The following is a 15,141-nucleotide window of genomic DNA, read 5'->3' on the forward strand; positions in this document are numbered from 1 at the left end:
AAGGTGATGTTCTTCTCACACTGCCACTGGATCTCACGGCTGGACGTGATTCCTTTGGAGTACGCGAAGAGGACGATTTTGAGAAGAATAGCGGGATCGTAGGCGGCTCGCCCGCCCGTATCGTTGCGGTAATGGGCATAGAAGGCGGACAGGTCAATGTGTTCGTCGATAAGTTTATGGAGGGTGAACTCGAAGGACCCCAGTTGAAGCTGCTCTTCGAAATTGACCACCACCATGGTGTCCTGGTTGTAGTTAGATTTCTTGAAGTTGCCCATAGCATCAATCCCTGAAAATGATGCCTAATTCTAGCAAAAAGAAGCTTGTTATCGGAGTTTTTCTACAGCCTCAACGCCGCGCTTTGCGGCTGCTTTGTAGCGCCAGCGGAAAAGCAGTCCGGCAACAGCGCTTTGTTACAACCCATCCTTTCCGTCGAGCTCGAACATATATACCCTGTCCTCCCTCGAGTGCAGAGGAAAGGAACAAAAGTGCACCCAAGCCGGACTCGCGGACTCGGACCACAAGCGTGCCCCCATATCCTCCATCTGCACTTCCACGCAAACCATGTTCAAATCGATGTCGTAGCACTCCGCGTAGGTTTTATGTGCAGGGTTGGGAAAAGTATCTTTGTAGATCTTGTTATAGTTTGGCTGAAAATACTTGATTAAAGCTGCCTCGATGAAGTTTATCCGTTGTTGCGTTGTCATTTCGTCGGCCAAAACGCGATCTATGTGTTTGTCGTCGTCCTCTAGCGACGTTTCATAATCCTTTGTCCGGCCATCGAAGCTCGCCAGCAGAAACGGATGGAATTCAGCCAACAAGAGCCAAACCTCTTGATCGGGTGAATTGCGCATTGCCTCCGCATAGATTCCTTGTAACGTTTCGTGTTTTTGAAGGCGGTCTGCTGCATTTCGCGACCCCTCGACCCCATAAGCTTGTCCAACATACAAAACTTCGAGGTCCAGGTTCGGCCAATACTTCGGTCCTAGCGAGCTCAGCAGAAGTGCACTTTTTCCCTGCGCCATGACGGTTTTGTCGGGAGTGATCACTGAATATTCAGTAAACGGGTACTCACAGATCATCTGGACGTCTGCTGTACCAAGTAAGTTGGGTACATCTACCTCGATTTCTTCAAATCTATCCTGCACCTGCTTCTTAAAAGTGCACGAAAATCTAGTCTCCGTGAATTTCACAGTCGCTCGATCAATCGTAATGCGTGGTCGCCTGCAGACGATGTAAATGTGAGGCGAGAACTCGAATTCAGCGACTCGACCCAAGTCCGCCTGCTGCATCAGCAGCTTCAAACCGCTGACCATGTTCAGTCCGAATTCGGACAAATACTTCCGTTTTGGCATCAGTCTAGGCCTTCCGTGTTGTAACAGTGATTAGACCGCCGTCGGTGATATTGCATTAATGTGGACGGCGGTGTATCCCGCTTTCAAGCGGGTACATTAGCTGGATATTCCCCGAAAAATCAACTGCTTGGTCAACGCACGAACTTCGGATGGTGGAATCGCTTGACTTCGGTCTTTCGAGATTTCAATATAACTGTATGCATTTACAGGCATAAGGATAAACAAAACATTGTAGGGGGATGCGAATGGATTCGATCAAACCACGACTAAGGGAGCAGGTCCGTCGCGTTATCCGGGTTCATCGATACAGCATCCGCACCGAGAAGTCCTATTGGTATTGGATTCGCTACTTTATCCGCTTTCACGGGCTTAAGCATCCCAGCGATATGGGGGTTCAGGAGGTGCAGGATTTCCTGAGCTGGTTGGCTGTGGAGCGGAATGTAGCTGCAGCCACTCAGAACCAGGCGCTGAATGCGCTGGTATTTCTATACGGTAAGGTGCTCGGGCAAACACTCGGCGATGTTGGGGGCGCGGTGCGCTTCGCCTCATTGATGTACGGCAGTGGATTGCGAGTGACTGAGGCAGCCCGGCTGCGGGTGAAAGATCTTGATTTCGAACGGCACACCCTCACGGTGCGCAGCGGTAAGGGCGATAAGGACCGTACGACCTTGATGCCGGGTTCACTTGTGGAGCAGCTCCGTCGGCGAGTAGCGGAGCTGGCGGACTTCACTCGGCGGCAGGACCGCAGACGTGCGGTGCCGGTGACGCTGCCCCACGCGCTGTCTCGAAAGTACCCAAATGCGGGGACGGCTTTGGGGTGGCAGTGGTTGTTCCCGTCCAGTGGGATTTGCATTGATGAATCTGGCCACCCAGCACGCCATCACATCCACATCAGCGCGGTTCAAAAGGCCGTGAGGTCGGCTGTACTGGAGAGTGGGCTTGCGAAGCGAGCTGGTTGTCATACTTTTCGCCATACGTTCGCCACCGAGCTACTCAAACGAGGAACGGATATACGCACCGTGCAGGAACTGCTCGGTCATGCAGATCTGCGCACGACGCAGATATACACCCATGTGCTGGGGCAAGGCTTTGCAGGTGTGTCTAGCCCCATCGGTTAGTTCCACGTGACCGGGTGCTTTTAAGAGCCTGCGGGAATCGCCACCTGTATCTCCTCGTCCACCACGCGGACGGGGAAGCTGGCCACGGAATAGGTGCCGTCTTCCAGGCACTCGCCGGTCTTCAGGTCGAAGTGCTGCTTGTAGAGGGGCGATGCCACCACGATCCGCTCCCCGAGGGAGCCCACGATACCGCGGGACAGTACGTTGGCTTGACCGATCGGGTCGTGATTGGAGATGGCGTAGACTGCGCTCCCCTTTCGCAGCCTGAACACGGCGACCTGCTGGTCGCGCACCAGTGCGCAAACTCCGGTATCGGGGGATATGTCTGCCTCCTGGCAGACCGTTTGCCATTTGCCGTTTTCAATGGAGCTGACTTTGTCGCTATTTTTCGGTTTCACCAGTTCTTCTGCTTCGCTCATCTTAAACGGCTGCCTCCACAATTTTTACACGCTCTTCCTTGCTGGCCGGGCGTCGCTGGCCGCGCTCCTGTACGTACAGCAATGAGCTGTCGCTCGCCCCGGAGTTGATGAAGTGGCGAAAGCGTTTGAGCTTTTCGGGGTTTTCCAGGGTGGTTTTCCATTCGCACTGGTAGGCATCGATGACTCGTGTCATGTCCGCCTCCAACTCGGCGGCAATGCCCAGCTTGTCTTCGATCACTACCTGCTTGACGTAGTCCAGGCCGCCTTCCAGGTTTTCCAGCCATACAGAGGTGCGTTGCAGGCGATCCGCGGTGCGAATGTAGAACATGAGAAAGCGGTCGATGTATTGGATCAGTGTTTCCGTGTCCACGTCGGTGGCAAACAGGTTCGCGTGGCGGGGACGCATGCCGCCATTGCCGCAGACGTACAGGTTCCAGCCTTTTTCCGTGGCGATTACGCCCACGTCCTTGCTTTGGGCTTCGGCGCATTCCCTCGTGCAGCCGGAAACAGCCATCTTGATTTTGTGCGGCGCGCGCAGGCCACGGTAACGCTCCTCGATAGCGATGGCCGTGCCTACGCTGTCCTGCACCCCGTAGCGGCACCAGGTGCTCCCGACGCAGGACTTGACCGTGCGCAGGGCCTTGCCGTAGGCATGGCCGGTTTCGAAGCCCACGTCCACCAGCTTGCGCCAGATGGCGGGAAGTTCATGGAGCTGGGCGCCGAACAGGTCGATACGCTGGCCGCCGGTGATTTTGGTATAGAGGTTGAATTCCTTTGCCACCTCGCCCAGCCGGATCAGCTTCTCGGGCGTGATCTCGCCGCCGGGAATGCGCGGGACGACCGAGTAGGTTCCGTCTTTTTGCATGTTGGCGAGGAAGATGTCGTTGGTGTCCTGCAGCGGAGCGTGTTCATCCTTGAGGATGTATTCGTTCCAGCAGGACGCGAGGATGGAACCGACCGCGGGCTTGCAGATCTCGCAGCCCTGCCCTGTGCCGTGGGTGTCGATCAGCTCGGGGAAGGAGCGGATGCCCTTGACGCGGACAATGTCGGCCAGCTCCCGCCGCGAGTATGGGAAGTGCTCGCAGATATGGTTGGACACTTCAACGCCCAGTTGGGTGAGCTCGCTGTCCAGTAGCTGTTGCACCAGGGCGCTGCAGCCGCCGCAGGTGGTAGCAGCCTTGGTGGCGGCTTTCAGGTCTCCGAGGGTGTGGCAGCCGTTCTGGACGGCCGCACAGATGGCTCCCTTGGATACATCATTGCAGGAACAGATCTGTGCTGTCTCCGGCAGCGTGTTTACGCCCATTGCAGGAGCGGCCTGGCCCTCCACCGCCGGAAGGATCAGCGTCGCCGGGTTCTCCGGCAGCTCGATCCTGTTCAACATCAACTGCAACAAATCCCCATAGTTGCTGGTATCACCAACCAGCACGGCGCCGAGCAGATACTTGCAGTCCGCGGTCACCACCAGCCGCTTGTACACCTGCGCCAGATCGTCGCTGTAGATGTAACTCTCCGATCCCGGCGTTCGCCCGTGGGCATCGCCGATACTTCCTACATCCACGCCCATCAGTTTCAGCTTGGTGCTCATGTCCGCACCCTGGAAGCTGGCATCACCGCCGGCGATATGGTCGGCGGCCACCTTGGCCATTTGGTAGCCGGGCGCAACCAGGCCGAAGATCTTGCCGCTCCAGAGCGCGCATTCCCCCACTGCATAGATGCGCGAATCGGCTGTGCGGCAGCGGTTGTTGACGATGATTCCGCCCCGCGGGCCGACGGGGAGATCCGCGCCTCGCGCCAGATCGTCGCGCGGCCGAATGCCGGCGGAGAATACGATGAGATCCGTTTCCAGGTGGGAGCCGTCGGCGAAGCACATGCGATAGCGGCACTCCTCGCCTGCCACGATCTCCTGGGTGTTTTTGTTGGTGTGCACCTGCAGTTGCAGGTCCTCCACCTTCCTGCGCAGCAGGCGCCCGCCTCCTTCATCAAGCTGCACCCCCATGAGTTGGGGAGCAAACTCCACAACGTGAGTCTGCAAACCGAGGTTGTGGAGCGCGTTGGCCGCCTCCAACCCCAGCAAGCCGCCCCCAACCACCACCCCCACGCGGGCATTACTGGCCGAGGCCTTGATCAGGGCGAGGTCGTCGATGGTGCGGTAAACAAGGCAGTGCTCCCGGTCCTTGCCCGGAATGGGCGGCACGAAGGGAGTCGATCCGGTGGCAAGCACCAGGTAATCGTAGGGTTCCAGCCTGCCATCGCTCAGGGTCACCACGCGCTCATCCCGGTCGATGTCTGTCACGGCGGCACCCAGCAGCGTTTCGACACCGTGCTCCGCATACCACTCCCGGCTGGTGAGCGACAGGTCGGCCGCGGTGGCCCCGGAGAAGTAACTACTCAGGTGAACCCGGTCATAGGCCAGACGGGGCTCCTCGCCCATGGCCACCACCTGGAACCGGTCGGCCTGATCGCCCGCCGCCAGGCTTTCGATAAATTTGTGGCCCACCATGCCGTTGCCGACGACGAGCACCCGTTGCTTGCTTGCGGACATCGCTTTCCCTCATTGCTGCAAATTGAGGGCGCATCAGCAAGCGAAGTGCCAGAAAAGCATGAGCTCGGAAACACCCGCTAAAACAAGAAGTTATCCGACCCATGACGTGTCCGCGCACATTCAACACCGCTCGCGAGCGCGTGTTCGTGCGCTGTTATAATGCGGGCGTGGCCCGCTTTGGTGCGGGCCCGGAAACTTCTCCCAATGCAGCGGGATCTGTGCGTACAATAGGATGCCCTTACTCAGGCGGTAGATGGAATGTCATTAATCGATCCCTTTCAGCGCAGCATCACTTACCTTCGCATCTCGGTCACCGATCGCTGCGATTTTCGGTGCGTGTACTGCATGAACGAGGAGATGACCTTTCTGCCCCGCTCACAGGTCCTGAGCCTGGAAGAGCTGGCGGATATCGCCGCGGCTTTCACGGAACTCGGGGTGAAGAAGATTCGCATCACCGGCGGTGAACCGCTGATCCGGCGCGATGTGCTTTCCCTGTTCAGGAACCTGGGCGAACTTCCACTGGACGAGCTCACCCTGACCACCAACGGCTCCCACCTGGAGCGCTACGCGCAGGATTTGCGCGCAGCCGGGGTGAGGCGCCTGAACATCAGCCTGGATAGCCTGCAGGAGGATCGCTTTCGCGATCTGACCCGGGTGGGCGATTTGCAGAAGGTGTTACGCGGCATCGAAGCGGCGCGCGCCGCCGGTTTCGAAAAAATCAAACTCAACAGCGTGGTGCTGAAAAACCGCAATGCGGACGAAGTGGTTGACCTGGTGCGCTTCGCGTTGGCCAGGCAGCTTGATATCAGTTTCATCGAGGAGATGCCGCTGGGCTCGGTCACCGATCACATCCGGCGCGAGGAGTTCTGCAGCAGTCAGGAGTTGAGGGACTTGCTCGGGGCGGAGTTCAGCCTCGCTCCGCTCGAGGAGACCACGGGCGGACCGTCCCGCTACTGGCAAGTGAACGACTCAAAAACCCGGGTCGGCTTCATCTCCCCCCACAGCGAGAACTTCTGTGCGAGCTGCAACCGGGTGCGGCTCACGGCCGAGGGGCGGCTCCTGCTGTGTCTTGGCAATGAACATTCCGTCGACCTGAAGGCGGTGGTACGCCGCCACCCGGGAGACCGGGAAAAGTTGAAGGCGGCCATCGTGGACGCGATCAGGATCAAGCCCGAACGCCACTACTTTACCCACGACGACGAACCGCAAATCGTTCGTTTGATGAACACCACGGGCGGCTGACCTTTCGCGGGAAGGCGTTCCCGGTGCGAAACATCCCCGGTGCGAATCGTTCACGATGAACAAGGGTCCCGGTGCAAAAGGTTCCGGCGCAAACGTTCCGGCGCACGAGAAGTTGGCCATGGAGTTTAGTCATGCAATCTGAAACTTTCATTCCCCTGAATATCGCGGTGCTCACCGTCTCGGACACGCGCACTGAGGAAAACGACACCTCCGGCGATTTGCTCGCGCAATCTCTTACCGAGGACGGCCATCAACTGGCTGATCGTTGCATCGTCCCCGATGACATCTATCAGATTCGCGCCCGGGTTTCCGCCTGGATTGCGGACGCGAAGGTGCACGCCGTGTTGATTACGGGCGGAACCGGGTTTTCCGGCCGGGACAGCACACCCGAGGCCGTATCGGTGTTGCTGGACAAGCAGGTCGAGGGCTTTGGTGAGCTGTTCCGTCATCTCTCCTACGAGGACATCGGCAGTTCCACCATCCAGTCCCGGGCCCTCGCCGGCCTTGCCAACCGCACGGTGATATTCTGCCTGCCCGGGTCCACCGGCGCCTGTAAACTGGGCTGGGGAAAGCTGATCCGCCACCAGCTCAACAGTACCCACAAGCCGTGCAACTTCGCAGCCCTGGTTGCCGGGAGCGGCTGAGGGATGCTCGATATCGATGCGGCACTTGCGCGCATTCTCGAAAGCGCCACCCCCATAACCGACAGTGAGGACCTTCCCCTGATGGACGCCTGGCACCGGGTTCTGGCCCGGGTCCATCGGGCGCGGGTGGATGTTCCTCCGGCGGCGGTGAGTGCCATGGACGGTTACGCCGTCAACAGTGCTCACGTCCGCCCCGGGGACTGGCTGGAGGTGAGTCAGCGCGCGCCCGCAGGGCAGGCGCCCGAGGCGCTCAAGCCGGGCACCGCCGCGCGGATCTTTACCGGCAGCGTTATACCCTCCGGCGCGGATGCTGTGGCCATTCAGGAAAATTGCGAAACCCGGGACGGCGAAGTCAAACTTCTGCAATCGGCCCGGCCCGGCGCCAACGTCCGCGCCCGTGGCCAGGACCTGCAGCAGGGCCAGGACATTCTTGGCTCCGGGCATTTTCTGCGCGGGCAGGACATGGGCCTGCTGGCCGCGGGCGGTGTGGAGCGGGTTTCCGTTTTCCGTCGTCTGCGGGTGGCGGTGCTGTGCTCCGGTGACGAACTGGTGGAACCGGGCCAGCCCCTGGAACCGGGGCAGATTTACAACGCCAATGGCTTCACCCTGCACGGCCTGCTCAGCAGCCTGGCCGTGGAGCCGCGTCATTACCCGCGCATTCCCGACCGACTGGCCGCGACGGAGGAAGCTTTGCAGAACGCTGCGGCCGAATGCGATGTGCTGATCAGCACCGGAGGCGTGTCCGTCGGAGAGGAAGACCACATTCGGCAGGCCGTCACCAACCTGGGTGAACTGGATCTGTGGAAGCTGCGCATCAAACCCGGCAAGCCCCTGGCCTTCGGCCGCGTCGGGTCCACGCCATTTTTCGGGTTGCCGGGTAATCCGGTGGCCGCCTTTGTCACCTTTTTGCTGCTCGTGCGACCCTTCCTGCTCAGGAGGCAGGGGCATTCCGACCGGCCGCTGGAAACCCGGCGCCTGCCGGCAGACTTTGCAGTAACGCGAGCCAGCCCCCGGCAGGAGTACCTGCGGGTGCGCATTGAAAACGGCCGCCTGAGGGCCTTCAATACCCAGGACTCAGGCGTACTGTCGTCCACCAGCTGGGCCAATGGCCTGGCCATCGTCCCGCCGGACACCTGTGTCGAGCGGGGCGATGAGCTGGAAGTCATTCCCTATGATCATTTTGGTGGTCTGTAGCAGGCTTTGGTCGACACAGGGCACGCAAGCTGTGTCAGCCTGCCGCTGGCCATAACAACGATTGGAGCGTATATGGACAAGCAAACCCAAACCGAACTCGAAGCCGCTACATTCCGCCGCCTGCTGCAGCATCTGGACAGCCGCAAGGATGTGCAGAACATCGAGCTGATGGCCCTGGCCGGCTTCTGCCGCAATTGCCTGAGCAAATGGTATCGCGCCGCCGCGGAGGAAAAAGGCATCGAGCTGGATTACGAGGACGTTCGAACCATGGTGTACGGCATGCCTTACGTGGAGTGGAAGGAGAAGTATCAGACCGAAGCCACCCCGGAACAGATGGCGGCGTTCGAGAAGCACAAGCAAGGCTAAGCCGCGATACGCCGCTGCACAGGTCGGCTAAAACGACTGTTTTGCGGTGAGAAGCACCTGCATCCCGTCAATGTCGTCCTCCCGCTCGAAGGGGAAGGCGATGTCCACATGGATGATTTGCCTTGACTGGGCGCGGGAGGACGCCAACCGCAGGCCGAAACCGAAGTCGCCCAGAATGCCGGTTGCCCCCCAGTTGTCGTCCCCGGGCTCCCAGGCGCGGCCCACATCCATAAACACCGCACCGCCCACGCGGAGCAGCCGCCAGAGATGCCAGTCGGTGTAGTAGCGCCGTTCCGCCGTAAACACGAAGCTGCGGTCCCCCTTCTGGTAGCGGGCCGGGTAGCCGCGCAACTGCTCTTCCGAACCCAGCAGCAGCTCCTGCCCTACGGGCAGGTTTCGCCCCAGACGCAGATCCAGTGAGAGATAGGTTCCGTGATTACGGCCCGCCCCGTTGTACCAGCGCCAACTGCTCTCCCAGACCGCGTCCTCGGACTGGTCCTCGTTGTAACGCCAGAGCCCGTTGATGCGGGTTTCCAGTTGCATCAGTGTGGAGCCGTTGATCTTCCAGGCATTGCGGTAGTTCGCGCTGTATACCAGGCGGTCCATGTCGGAGCCGAACACCGTATCCGCCACACCCAGCCGCCAACTCCAGGAACGACCCAGGTTGAAGTCCTCGATGCGGTGCATCTGATTCAGATTGCTCACCTGAATGTAGTCCTCTTCGATGAAGTCGAAGCGCAGGAAGGGGTAGTTGACCTCCCGGCTGGCGGGCAGCCTGTCGGGAGCCACTTCGTCGGCTGCAAACTCGTAGTTGTCCTTGCTCGCGTGGACCCCGAACCACCAGCGCCGGGTCACCCCGTTCTCCCAACCTCCGGACCTCCCCACATACAGTTCGCTGGAGCGTTCATTGGCCTTGTAGGATGCGACATCGTCGCCCCGTTCGTAGATATCGTCCACCCGCTCGTGGTCGCTGTAGTGGAGCCCCCAGGCGTAGCGGGCGTCCAGGGAGTAGAACGGACGTTCGCCGTGCACCACGGTCTGGGAACCATCGTCGTTGTCCGCGTAGGCGACGTCCAGGGTGTAGCGGCTTCCGGCAACGTTGGGGTCCTGGTACAGAAACTCGAGCCCGTCGCGGTCGGTGCTGGATGTGCTGGACAGGGAGAAGGTCTTGCCGTAGCCGAGGAAGTTGCTGTCACTGATGGACACGGTGGTTTCGTCGGAGCCACCGGAGCGACTCACCGAGGCGCCGCCGCTCAGGGTCCAGACTTCCCGCGTGACCACCTCCACATCGACCCGGTTACCGCAGATGCGGTAGGGCCAGACACGGGCGTCATAGAGGTAGTCGCTGTCGCGCAGGGCTCGCGCCGATTCATCGATGATCCGCTTGTTGAATCGATCACCGGAGTTGAACAGCAACTGATCGTCAATCACTTCGGCGCGGGTGTCGATGTGGAGAAAGTCCACCAATTGGAACAGGCGATTGTTTTCTTCCGGGTCGTTCTCGTTGAAGATGGGGTAACGGGTAAAGACGATCTCGTCCACCACCGCATCTTCGGGAAACTCCACGTCCTCGGCCGGTTGCGGCACCTCGGAGATGTCAAAGTCGGCGGTGCCCGGCTCGATGAACAGGCGGCAACCGACCTCCAGATCCGGGTCCTTCTGGCCGTGGGCGTCACCCATCTGGCAACCCAAAACACACAGCAGGACCAGCGCGACCGTCTTGCGAGTCGCCGCATCCGTTGTCTTGCAGTATGATCGGGTTGAAACAGGAGCCGCCAGGTGTGTTGATTCGGGAACGACTAGGTTCATTATGCGCTTGCTACCAATCCTGGTGGAGGCCGTATCCGATGTAGCGCCTGGGCCGCTGATATCCGCCGGGCACCCCTGGGTCCTTATCGGTAATCGTCGCTTAAACCTGAGCATCGGACTATCGGAATGCTGCGCAGGTTTCATCGAATGTAGAAGATCCCAAATACAATGACGTCCCGTTCTTTATCAAGGAGCCGCCATGACTGAACTGAGCCAGAACCACTGTGAAGCCTGTCGCATCGATGCACCTCGTGTAACCGCCGAGGAGGTGCAAACTCTGTCGCGGGAAATTCCCGAGTGGGAATTGATAACGGTCGAGGGGGTGGACCAACTGCAGCGTCAATATAACTTCCCCGATTTCCAGTCGGCGCTGGACTTTGCCTACCGCGTGGGTGAGCTGGCGGAAGCGGAAGGTCACCACCCCGCCCTGCTGGTCGAGTGGGGCAAGGTCACTGTGTCCTGGTGGAGCCACAAAATAAAGGGCCTGCACCGCAACGACTTCATCATGGCCGCAAAAACCGATCGACTGGTCTAGAGCCGATAAACCCGGGATGCAGTGTCGTGGAACAGTTGCGACTTCTCGTCGGCCGAGAAGTCGGCCACCATTTTTTTGAAGCCGTTCCAGACCACGTGATAGGACAGGGACCACTTGTCCACCGGGAAGTTACTCTCGAACATGCAACGCTCCGGGCCGAAGCAGTCGATTGTGTGAAGGTAGTAACGTTTCTGGGCCTCCACAAACTCGTCGGAGGTGGGCGGGCGGTCCCGCAGGTTCCAGCCGAAGCCATTGTCCGGCATGGCCAGCCCGCCAAGCTTGGCGACCACGTTTTCGCACCGGGCGATTGCGGCGATGTCGTCCCGCCACTGCCGGTAGATCTCCTCCTTCCGGTTGGCGTAGGGCCCGACGCCGAGCGGCGTGCCAAAATGGTCGAGAACGATCAGGGTATCGGGGACGGCCTGGGCCAGCTTGAGGAAGTCGCGGTTCTGGTGGTGGTAGTGCCAGGTATCGTAGCTGAGCCCAAGGCGGCCCAGCCTGGCCAGGCCTCGCTGGAAGTCCGGATCCAGATACAGGCCGGCTGATTCGCGCGGCTTGATGAAAAGGTAGTCCTCCTCCCCTTCGTGGGCACCGGCCTGGCGAATGCCTTTGAACAGGCCTTCCGCCGCTTCTTCGTGGGCTTCCAGCACCTGGTCCAACTCCTTCAGGCGCAGATCCGCGTAGGCGACGATGCCGGCGATCTCCGCCTTCTGCGGACCGCCTGCGCGACTTTGCCGGGCCAGGTCCGCCACGAATTCCGTTTCCCCCACCGGACGCAGGTGCTCGGGCCCCTCGCGGCGATAGCCCGCGTGGCACTCGATGAATACGGTCTTGCGGATGTTGTGGCCGGAGCCGGTGTCCTCCCACAGATCGTCCAACAGGTAATCCGTGGAGCGGCGCCGCCTCCAGAGATGATGGTGGGGGTCGATGATGGGGCGGTCCGGTTCAAGGATCTGCTCCTGTACCTCCAACAACCATTGATGATCATCGTGAACCATTTGACTCATGGCGCCCCCCGGTTTTTTTAATTGAAGCCGGATCATACCCGTTTATTCCCGCTGGGATAAACGGGCCGAACGGCGCCGGCGGCTCTGCTACAATGCGCGCCTCACGTCGCCCCGGTCTGATTCTCAATGTCCTCGATCACTCCACACTCAAATCTGCCCGCCGCCAGCCTGCCGCGCCGCCTGGCTGCAATGGTCTACGACAGCCTGCTGCTCCTCGGTCTGAGCTTTGCCTACGGCGGCATCTTTGCGGTCTGGATACCGGGGGCCATGGGGCGGCGCCCGGAACTGGGGGAGTTGGCGATTGAAGGGGCGGCCCTGTTTTTCTTCCAGTTGGGCTGGGCCGCGCTGATGATCGGGTTTTTTCTTTATTTCTGGCGGCGCGGTGGCCAGACCCTGGGCATGCGCGCCTGGCGGCTGCGGGTGCAAACACCGGACGGCGAGATCATCAGCCTGGGCCAGGGCCTGCTGCGCTGCATTATTGCGCCGCTCTCCCTGGGCCTGTTCGGTCTCGGCTATCTGTGGTGCCTGCTGGACCCCCGCGGCCAGACCGTCCACGACCGGCTCAGCCACACCGAGGTGGTGACACTTCCCAAGGAAAAACGCTAGTTCCGGTTAAGCAGCCAGGCCCCGAAACCGATGGAGATGAGGCTGGGCATCAGGACCGCCAGTGCCGGCGGAAACCCGAGGGCGAGGCTGGAGGTGCCCAGCAGGTTCTGGCTCATTTCAAAGACGATCCCCACCAGCACCGCGAGGGCAAGTCGAAAGCCCATGCTGGACTCGCGCAGGGAGCCGAATATGAAGGAGATGCCCACCAGAACCAGCCCCAGAATCGTGAGCGGTTGCATCACCTTCTGCCAGAAGGACAACCAGTACCGCCCGCTGTCCAGCCCCTGCCGGTCCCGGCTTTGGGCATAGCGGTACAGATTCCGGATGGACAGGGATTCAGGCTCCAGCACCAGCAGCTTGAGCTGCTCCGGCGACAGGTCGGTGCGCCAGGCCTGCTGAACGAAGTGACGGGTTGCGGCCCGGCCATCCTCGAACCGGGTTTCGGTGCCGTTTTCCAGCTGCCAGTAATTCTTCTGGTAGATGCCCTCTTCCGCATAGAGGGTTGAAAGAAGCCTGCCCTCGTCATCAAACCGGTAACGGCTGATTCCGAACAGGCGGCCGTTCGATTGCACCGATTCAAAGTAGGCGAACTCCTCGCCGTCCCGGTGCCAGACTCCCGCGTCTTCATCTTCCTCCCCCAGTGCGGCGGCCCGGGTGTTTTCCGCCAGTTCCGCCGTTACCGGGGTCACGTACTCACCCCACAGGAAGCCGATTACGATTACCAGCAGGACCGGCCGCATCACCGCCCAGCCCATGCGCAGCAAACTGACCCCCGCGGCACGCAGAATCACCAGCTCGTTGGCGCTGGCATGAACCCCGAGACCGATGACACACCCGAGAAAGGTGGCATAGGACAGGTAGTCGTAGACCATCCCCGGGATCAGCAAGCCCACGTAGCGCAATGCCGTGACAAAGGTGTAGTCACCCTTCAGGTCACCAAGCTGGGCCACCAGTTCAGAGATGATAATAAGGCTGACCAGCACCATGAGAGCGCCGATCGTGGAGGCCAGGACGGTTTTACCCAGGTAGCGATTAAGCCTGCGCACTGTCGCCCTCCGGATGAGACCGACGCGGCGCGGCGCCAAAGCGTCCCAAGGCCTGGCCGTTGTTCCAGAGCAACAACAACAGTGCGATCGCCAGGAAGATCCCATGCACCCACCACACCCCGATGGCAGCCGAAATCCGCTCCTGCTCCACATAGGACTTGGCCACCGTGAGGCCACCCAGGTAAAAGATGGCCACCAGGAAGCCCGGGAACATCTTCAGAAATCGCCCGCGGCGCGGATTGGTATGGCTCAGCGGCACCGCGATCAGCGCCACTACAAAAACGAACAGGGGCAGGGACAGTCTCCACTGGAGTTCCGCCTTGAACTCGGGCCGGTCCATCTCCAGCAACATGCCCAGACTTGCGTACTCCTCCCGGTAAATGGGGGCGGTCTCGATCTGGCGGGCGGGCAGAAATTGCCCGAAGCTTTCGAAGCGGGTTTCCTTGTAGTCCGGGTAGCCGGGCCTGCCGAGGTATTGATAGCCGTCGCTGAGGACCATGTAGCGGTCGCCGGTGGCGAAATTGATTTCGTCCCCTGCGGCCGCGGCCCGGATCACCGAGACCGGCTTGTCCTCGTCCGCCAGGCTGGGCCGCTCCGCGATGAACACATTCAGAATGCGGTCCCCTTCCGGCGAAAACCGTTCGAAGAAGTAGGTGGTCGTATCGCCCTTGCGGACCGGCTGGAAGCGGCCGGGGGTGAGAATTTCCAGTTCACTGCGATTGCGCTGCTGGACGATGATGTCGTCCGCCTTCTTTTTGGTGTAGGGGCTGATGAACATGGTCAATGCCGTCACCACCGCGGCAACGATCGCGGCGGGCACCATGGTGTAGGCCACCAGGCGCATCTTGCTGAATCCGCAGCTCGAGAGGACCACCATCTCGCTGTCCATGTGCAGGCGGCCGTAGGCCACCAGAACCGACAGGAAAAAGCAGATGGGCAGGATGAGCATCAACAGATCGGGAATGCGCAGGGCCAGGATCAGGAAGACCACGTCGGCGGCCAGATCACCGTTGATGGCGTCGTTCAGGTAGCCGGAAAAACGATTGCCTACCGTCAGTAACAGCAGTCCGCCACTGATAACCAGCGTCGCAACCAGGATTTCCCGGGTGAAGTAGCGAAGAATGATCACGTTGCTGTTCTGCTCCCGAACCTTCAGCGCCCCGGCCTTGAATGTTCACCCGGATTCAGAGGGGAAAGTACTCAGCGCCGGATAGTGCAACCTGAACCCGTGCTGCCCGCGTTTGACGCTGGCCGTGCCGCA

15 protein-coding genes are annotated in these 15,141 nt (G+C 60.2%); 7 read left to right on the forward strand and 8 right to left on the reverse strand.

Annotated features, from left to right (window positions below; translation table 11 throughout):
• Nucleotides 1-275: transposase (locus tag ACURWW_RS11245; RefSeq protein WP_445616753.1), on the reverse strand; the 275-nt coding region annotated here is incomplete at its 3' end.
• 135 nt (nucleotides 276-410) lie between these two features.
• Nucleotides 411-1,352, reverse strand: a complete 942-nt coding sequence (locus tag ACURWW_RS11250) for a hypothetical protein (RefSeq protein ID WP_445616754.1) — start codon at nucleotides 1,350-1,352, stop codon at nucleotides 411-413.
• Nucleotides 1,353-1,597: 245 nt separating this feature from the next.
• Here ACURWW_RS11250 and ACURWW_RS11255 point away from each other — a divergent pair, with 245 nt between their 5' ends.
• On the forward strand, nucleotides 1,598-2,470 hold the full coding sequence (locus ACURWW_RS11255) for a tyrosine-type recombinase/integrase (RefSeq protein WP_445616755.1): 873 nt from the start codon (nucleotides 1,598-1,600) through the stop codon (nucleotides 2,468-2,470).
• Between the two features lie 20 nt (nucleotides 2,471-2,490).
• Here ACURWW_RS11255 and nirD read toward each other — a convergent pair whose 3' ends face one another.
• Nucleotides 2,491-2,889 (reverse strand): nitrite reductase small subunit NirD, encoded by a 399-nt coding sequence (nirD, locus tag ACURWW_RS11260; RefSeq protein ID WP_445616756.1) that lies wholly within the window; start codon nucleotides 2,887-2,889, stop codon nucleotides 2,491-2,493.
• A 1-nt stretch (nucleotide 2,890) separates the two neighbouring features.
• Complete coding sequence (gene nirB, locus ACURWW_RS11265; protein ID WP_445616757.1) at nucleotides 2,891-5,431, reverse strand: nitrite reductase large subunit NirB; 2,541 nt, start codon at nucleotides 5,429-5,431, stop codon at nucleotides 2,891-2,893.
• 258 nt (nucleotides 5,432-5,689) lie between these two features.
• Between nirB and moaA the strand changes: the two genes are divergently transcribed.
• The 4 genes from moaA to ACURWW_RS11285 all read left to right on the forward strand — a co-directional run bounded on the left by moaA (nucleotide 5,690) and on the right by ACURWW_RS11285 (nucleotide 8,877).
• Entirely contained in the window at nucleotides 5,690-6,673 is a 984-nt protein-coding gene (moaA, locus tag ACURWW_RS11270) for a GTP 3',8-cyclase MoaA (protein ID WP_445616758.1), read from the forward strand.
• A 131-nt stretch (nucleotides 6,674-6,804) separates the two neighbouring features.
• Nucleotides 6,805-7,317 carry a molybdenum cofactor biosynthesis protein B gene (moaB, locus tag ACURWW_RS11275; RefSeq protein ID WP_445616759.1) on the forward strand — a complete coding sequence of 171 codons (513 nt, stop codon included), beginning with the start codon at nucleotides 6,805-6,807 and terminating at the stop codon, nucleotides 7,315-7,317.
• A 3-nt stretch (nucleotides 7,318-7,320) separates the two neighbouring features.
• Complete coding sequence (locus tag ACURWW_RS11280) at nucleotides 7,321-8,511, forward strand: molybdopterin molybdotransferase MoeA (protein WP_445616760.1); 1,191 nt, start codon at nucleotides 7,321-7,323, stop codon at nucleotides 8,509-8,511.
• A gap of 72 nt (nucleotides 8,512-8,583) precedes the next feature.
• Nucleotides 8,584-8,877, forward strand: coding sequence for a DUF1244 domain-containing protein (locus tag ACURWW_RS11285; RefSeq protein WP_445616761.1), 294 nt, complete (start codon nucleotides 8,584-8,586; stop codon nucleotides 8,875-8,877).
• Between the two features lie 27 nt (nucleotides 8,878-8,904).
• Here the strand turns inward: ACURWW_RS11285 and ACURWW_RS11290 are convergent, their stop codons facing one another.
• Complete coding sequence (locus ACURWW_RS11290; RefSeq protein ID WP_445616762.1) at nucleotides 8,905-10,686, reverse strand: BamA/TamA family outer membrane protein; 1,782 nt, start codon at nucleotides 10,684-10,686, stop codon at nucleotides 8,905-8,907.
• Between the two features lie 199 nt (nucleotides 10,687-10,885).
• Here ACURWW_RS11290 and ACURWW_RS11295 point away from each other — a divergent pair, with 199 nt between their 5' ends.
• Nucleotides 10,886-11,221: a 4a-hydroxytetrahydrobiopterin dehydratase gene (locus tag ACURWW_RS11295; RefSeq protein ID WP_445616763.1), complete on the forward strand. Its 336-nt coding sequence runs from the start codon at nucleotides 10,886-10,888 to the stop codon at nucleotides 11,219-11,221.
• Here ACURWW_RS11295 and ACURWW_RS11300 read toward each other — a convergent pair.
• A complete protein-coding gene (locus ACURWW_RS11300; protein WP_445616764.1) occupies nucleotides 11,218-12,228 on the reverse strand; it encodes an amidohydrolase family protein in 1,011 nt (336 codons plus the stop codon). The two genes, ACURWW_RS11295 and ACURWW_RS11300, sit on opposite strands and share 4 nt — an antisense overlap.
• Before the next feature lie 126 nt (nucleotides 12,229-12,354).
• Between ACURWW_RS11300 and ACURWW_RS11305 the strand changes: the two genes are divergently transcribed.
• On the forward strand, nucleotides 12,355-12,834 hold the full coding sequence (locus ACURWW_RS11305) for an RDD family protein (protein WP_445616765.1): 480 nt from the start codon (nucleotides 12,355-12,357) through the stop codon (nucleotides 12,832-12,834).
• Here ACURWW_RS11305 and lptG read toward each other — a convergent pair.
• Together lptG and lptF are read right to left on the reverse strand one after the other, a co-directional pair.
• Nucleotides 12,831-13,880 carry an LPS export ABC transporter permease LptG gene (gene lptG / locus ACURWW_RS11310; protein WP_445616766.1) on the reverse strand — a complete coding sequence of 350 codons (1,050 nt, stop codon included), beginning with the start codon at nucleotides 13,878-13,880 and terminating at the stop codon, nucleotides 12,831-12,833. The genes ACURWW_RS11305 and lptG overlap by 4 nt on opposite strands.
• The gene (gene lptF / locus ACURWW_RS11315) at nucleotides 13,867-15,009 is read right to left on the reverse strand and encodes an LPS export ABC transporter permease LptF (RefSeq protein ID WP_445616767.1); all 1,143 of its coding nucleotides are present in this window, start codon (nucleotides 15,007-15,009) and stop codon (nucleotides 13,867-13,869) included. Before lptF ends, lptG begins: the two co-directional genes overlap by 14 nt.
• Nucleotides 15,010-15,141: the final 132 nt, after the last annotated feature.

The organism is Gilvimarinus sp. F26214L (assembly GCF_054401055.1).

Bases quoted from the DNA above. Each gene is read 5' to 3' on its own strand.
- ACURWW_RS11250 (WP_445616754.1), bottom strand. From the start codon at position 1,352: ATGCCAAAACGGAAGTATTTGTCCGAATTCGGACTGAACATGGTCAGC.
- ACURWW_RS11255 (WP_445616755.1), top strand. From the start codon at position 1,598: ATGGATTCGATCAAACCACGACTAAGGGAGCAGGTCCGTCGCGTTATC.
- nirD (WP_445616756.1), bottom strand. From the start codon at position 2,889: ATGAGCGAAGCAGAAGAACTGGTGAAACCGAAAAATAGCGACAAAGTC.
- nirB (WP_445616757.1), bottom strand. From the start codon at position 5,431: ATGTCCGCAAGCAAGCAACGGGTGCTCGTCGTCGGCAACGGCATGGTG.
- moaA (WP_445616758.1), top strand. From the start codon at position 5,690: ATGTCATTAATCGATCCCTTTCAGCGCAGCATCACTTACCTTCGCATC.
- moaB (WP_445616759.1), top strand. From the start codon at position 6,805: ATGCAATCTGAAACTTTCATTCCCCTGAATATCGCGGTGCTCACCGTC.
- ACURWW_RS11280 (WP_445616760.1), top strand. From the start codon at position 7,321: ATGCTCGATATCGATGCGGCACTTGCGCGCATTCTCGAAAGCGCCACC.
- ACURWW_RS11285 (WP_445616761.1), top strand. From the start codon at position 8,584: ATGGACAAGCAAACCCAAACCGAACTCGAAGCCGCTACATTCCGCCGC.
- ACURWW_RS11290 (WP_445616762.1), bottom strand. From the start codon at position 10,686: ATGAACCTAGTCGTTCCCGAATCAACACACCTGGCGGCTCCTGTTTCA.
- ACURWW_RS11295 (WP_445616763.1), top strand. From the start codon at position 10,886: ATGACTGAACTGAGCCAGAACCACTGTGAAGCCTGTCGCATCGATGCA.
- ACURWW_RS11300 (WP_445616764.1), bottom strand. From the start codon at position 12,228: ATGAGTCAAATGGTTCACGATGATCATCAATGGTTGTTGGAGGTACAG.
- ACURWW_RS11305 (WP_445616765.1), top strand. From the start codon at position 12,355: ATGTCCTCGATCACTCCACACTCAAATCTGCCCGCCGCCAGCCTGCCG.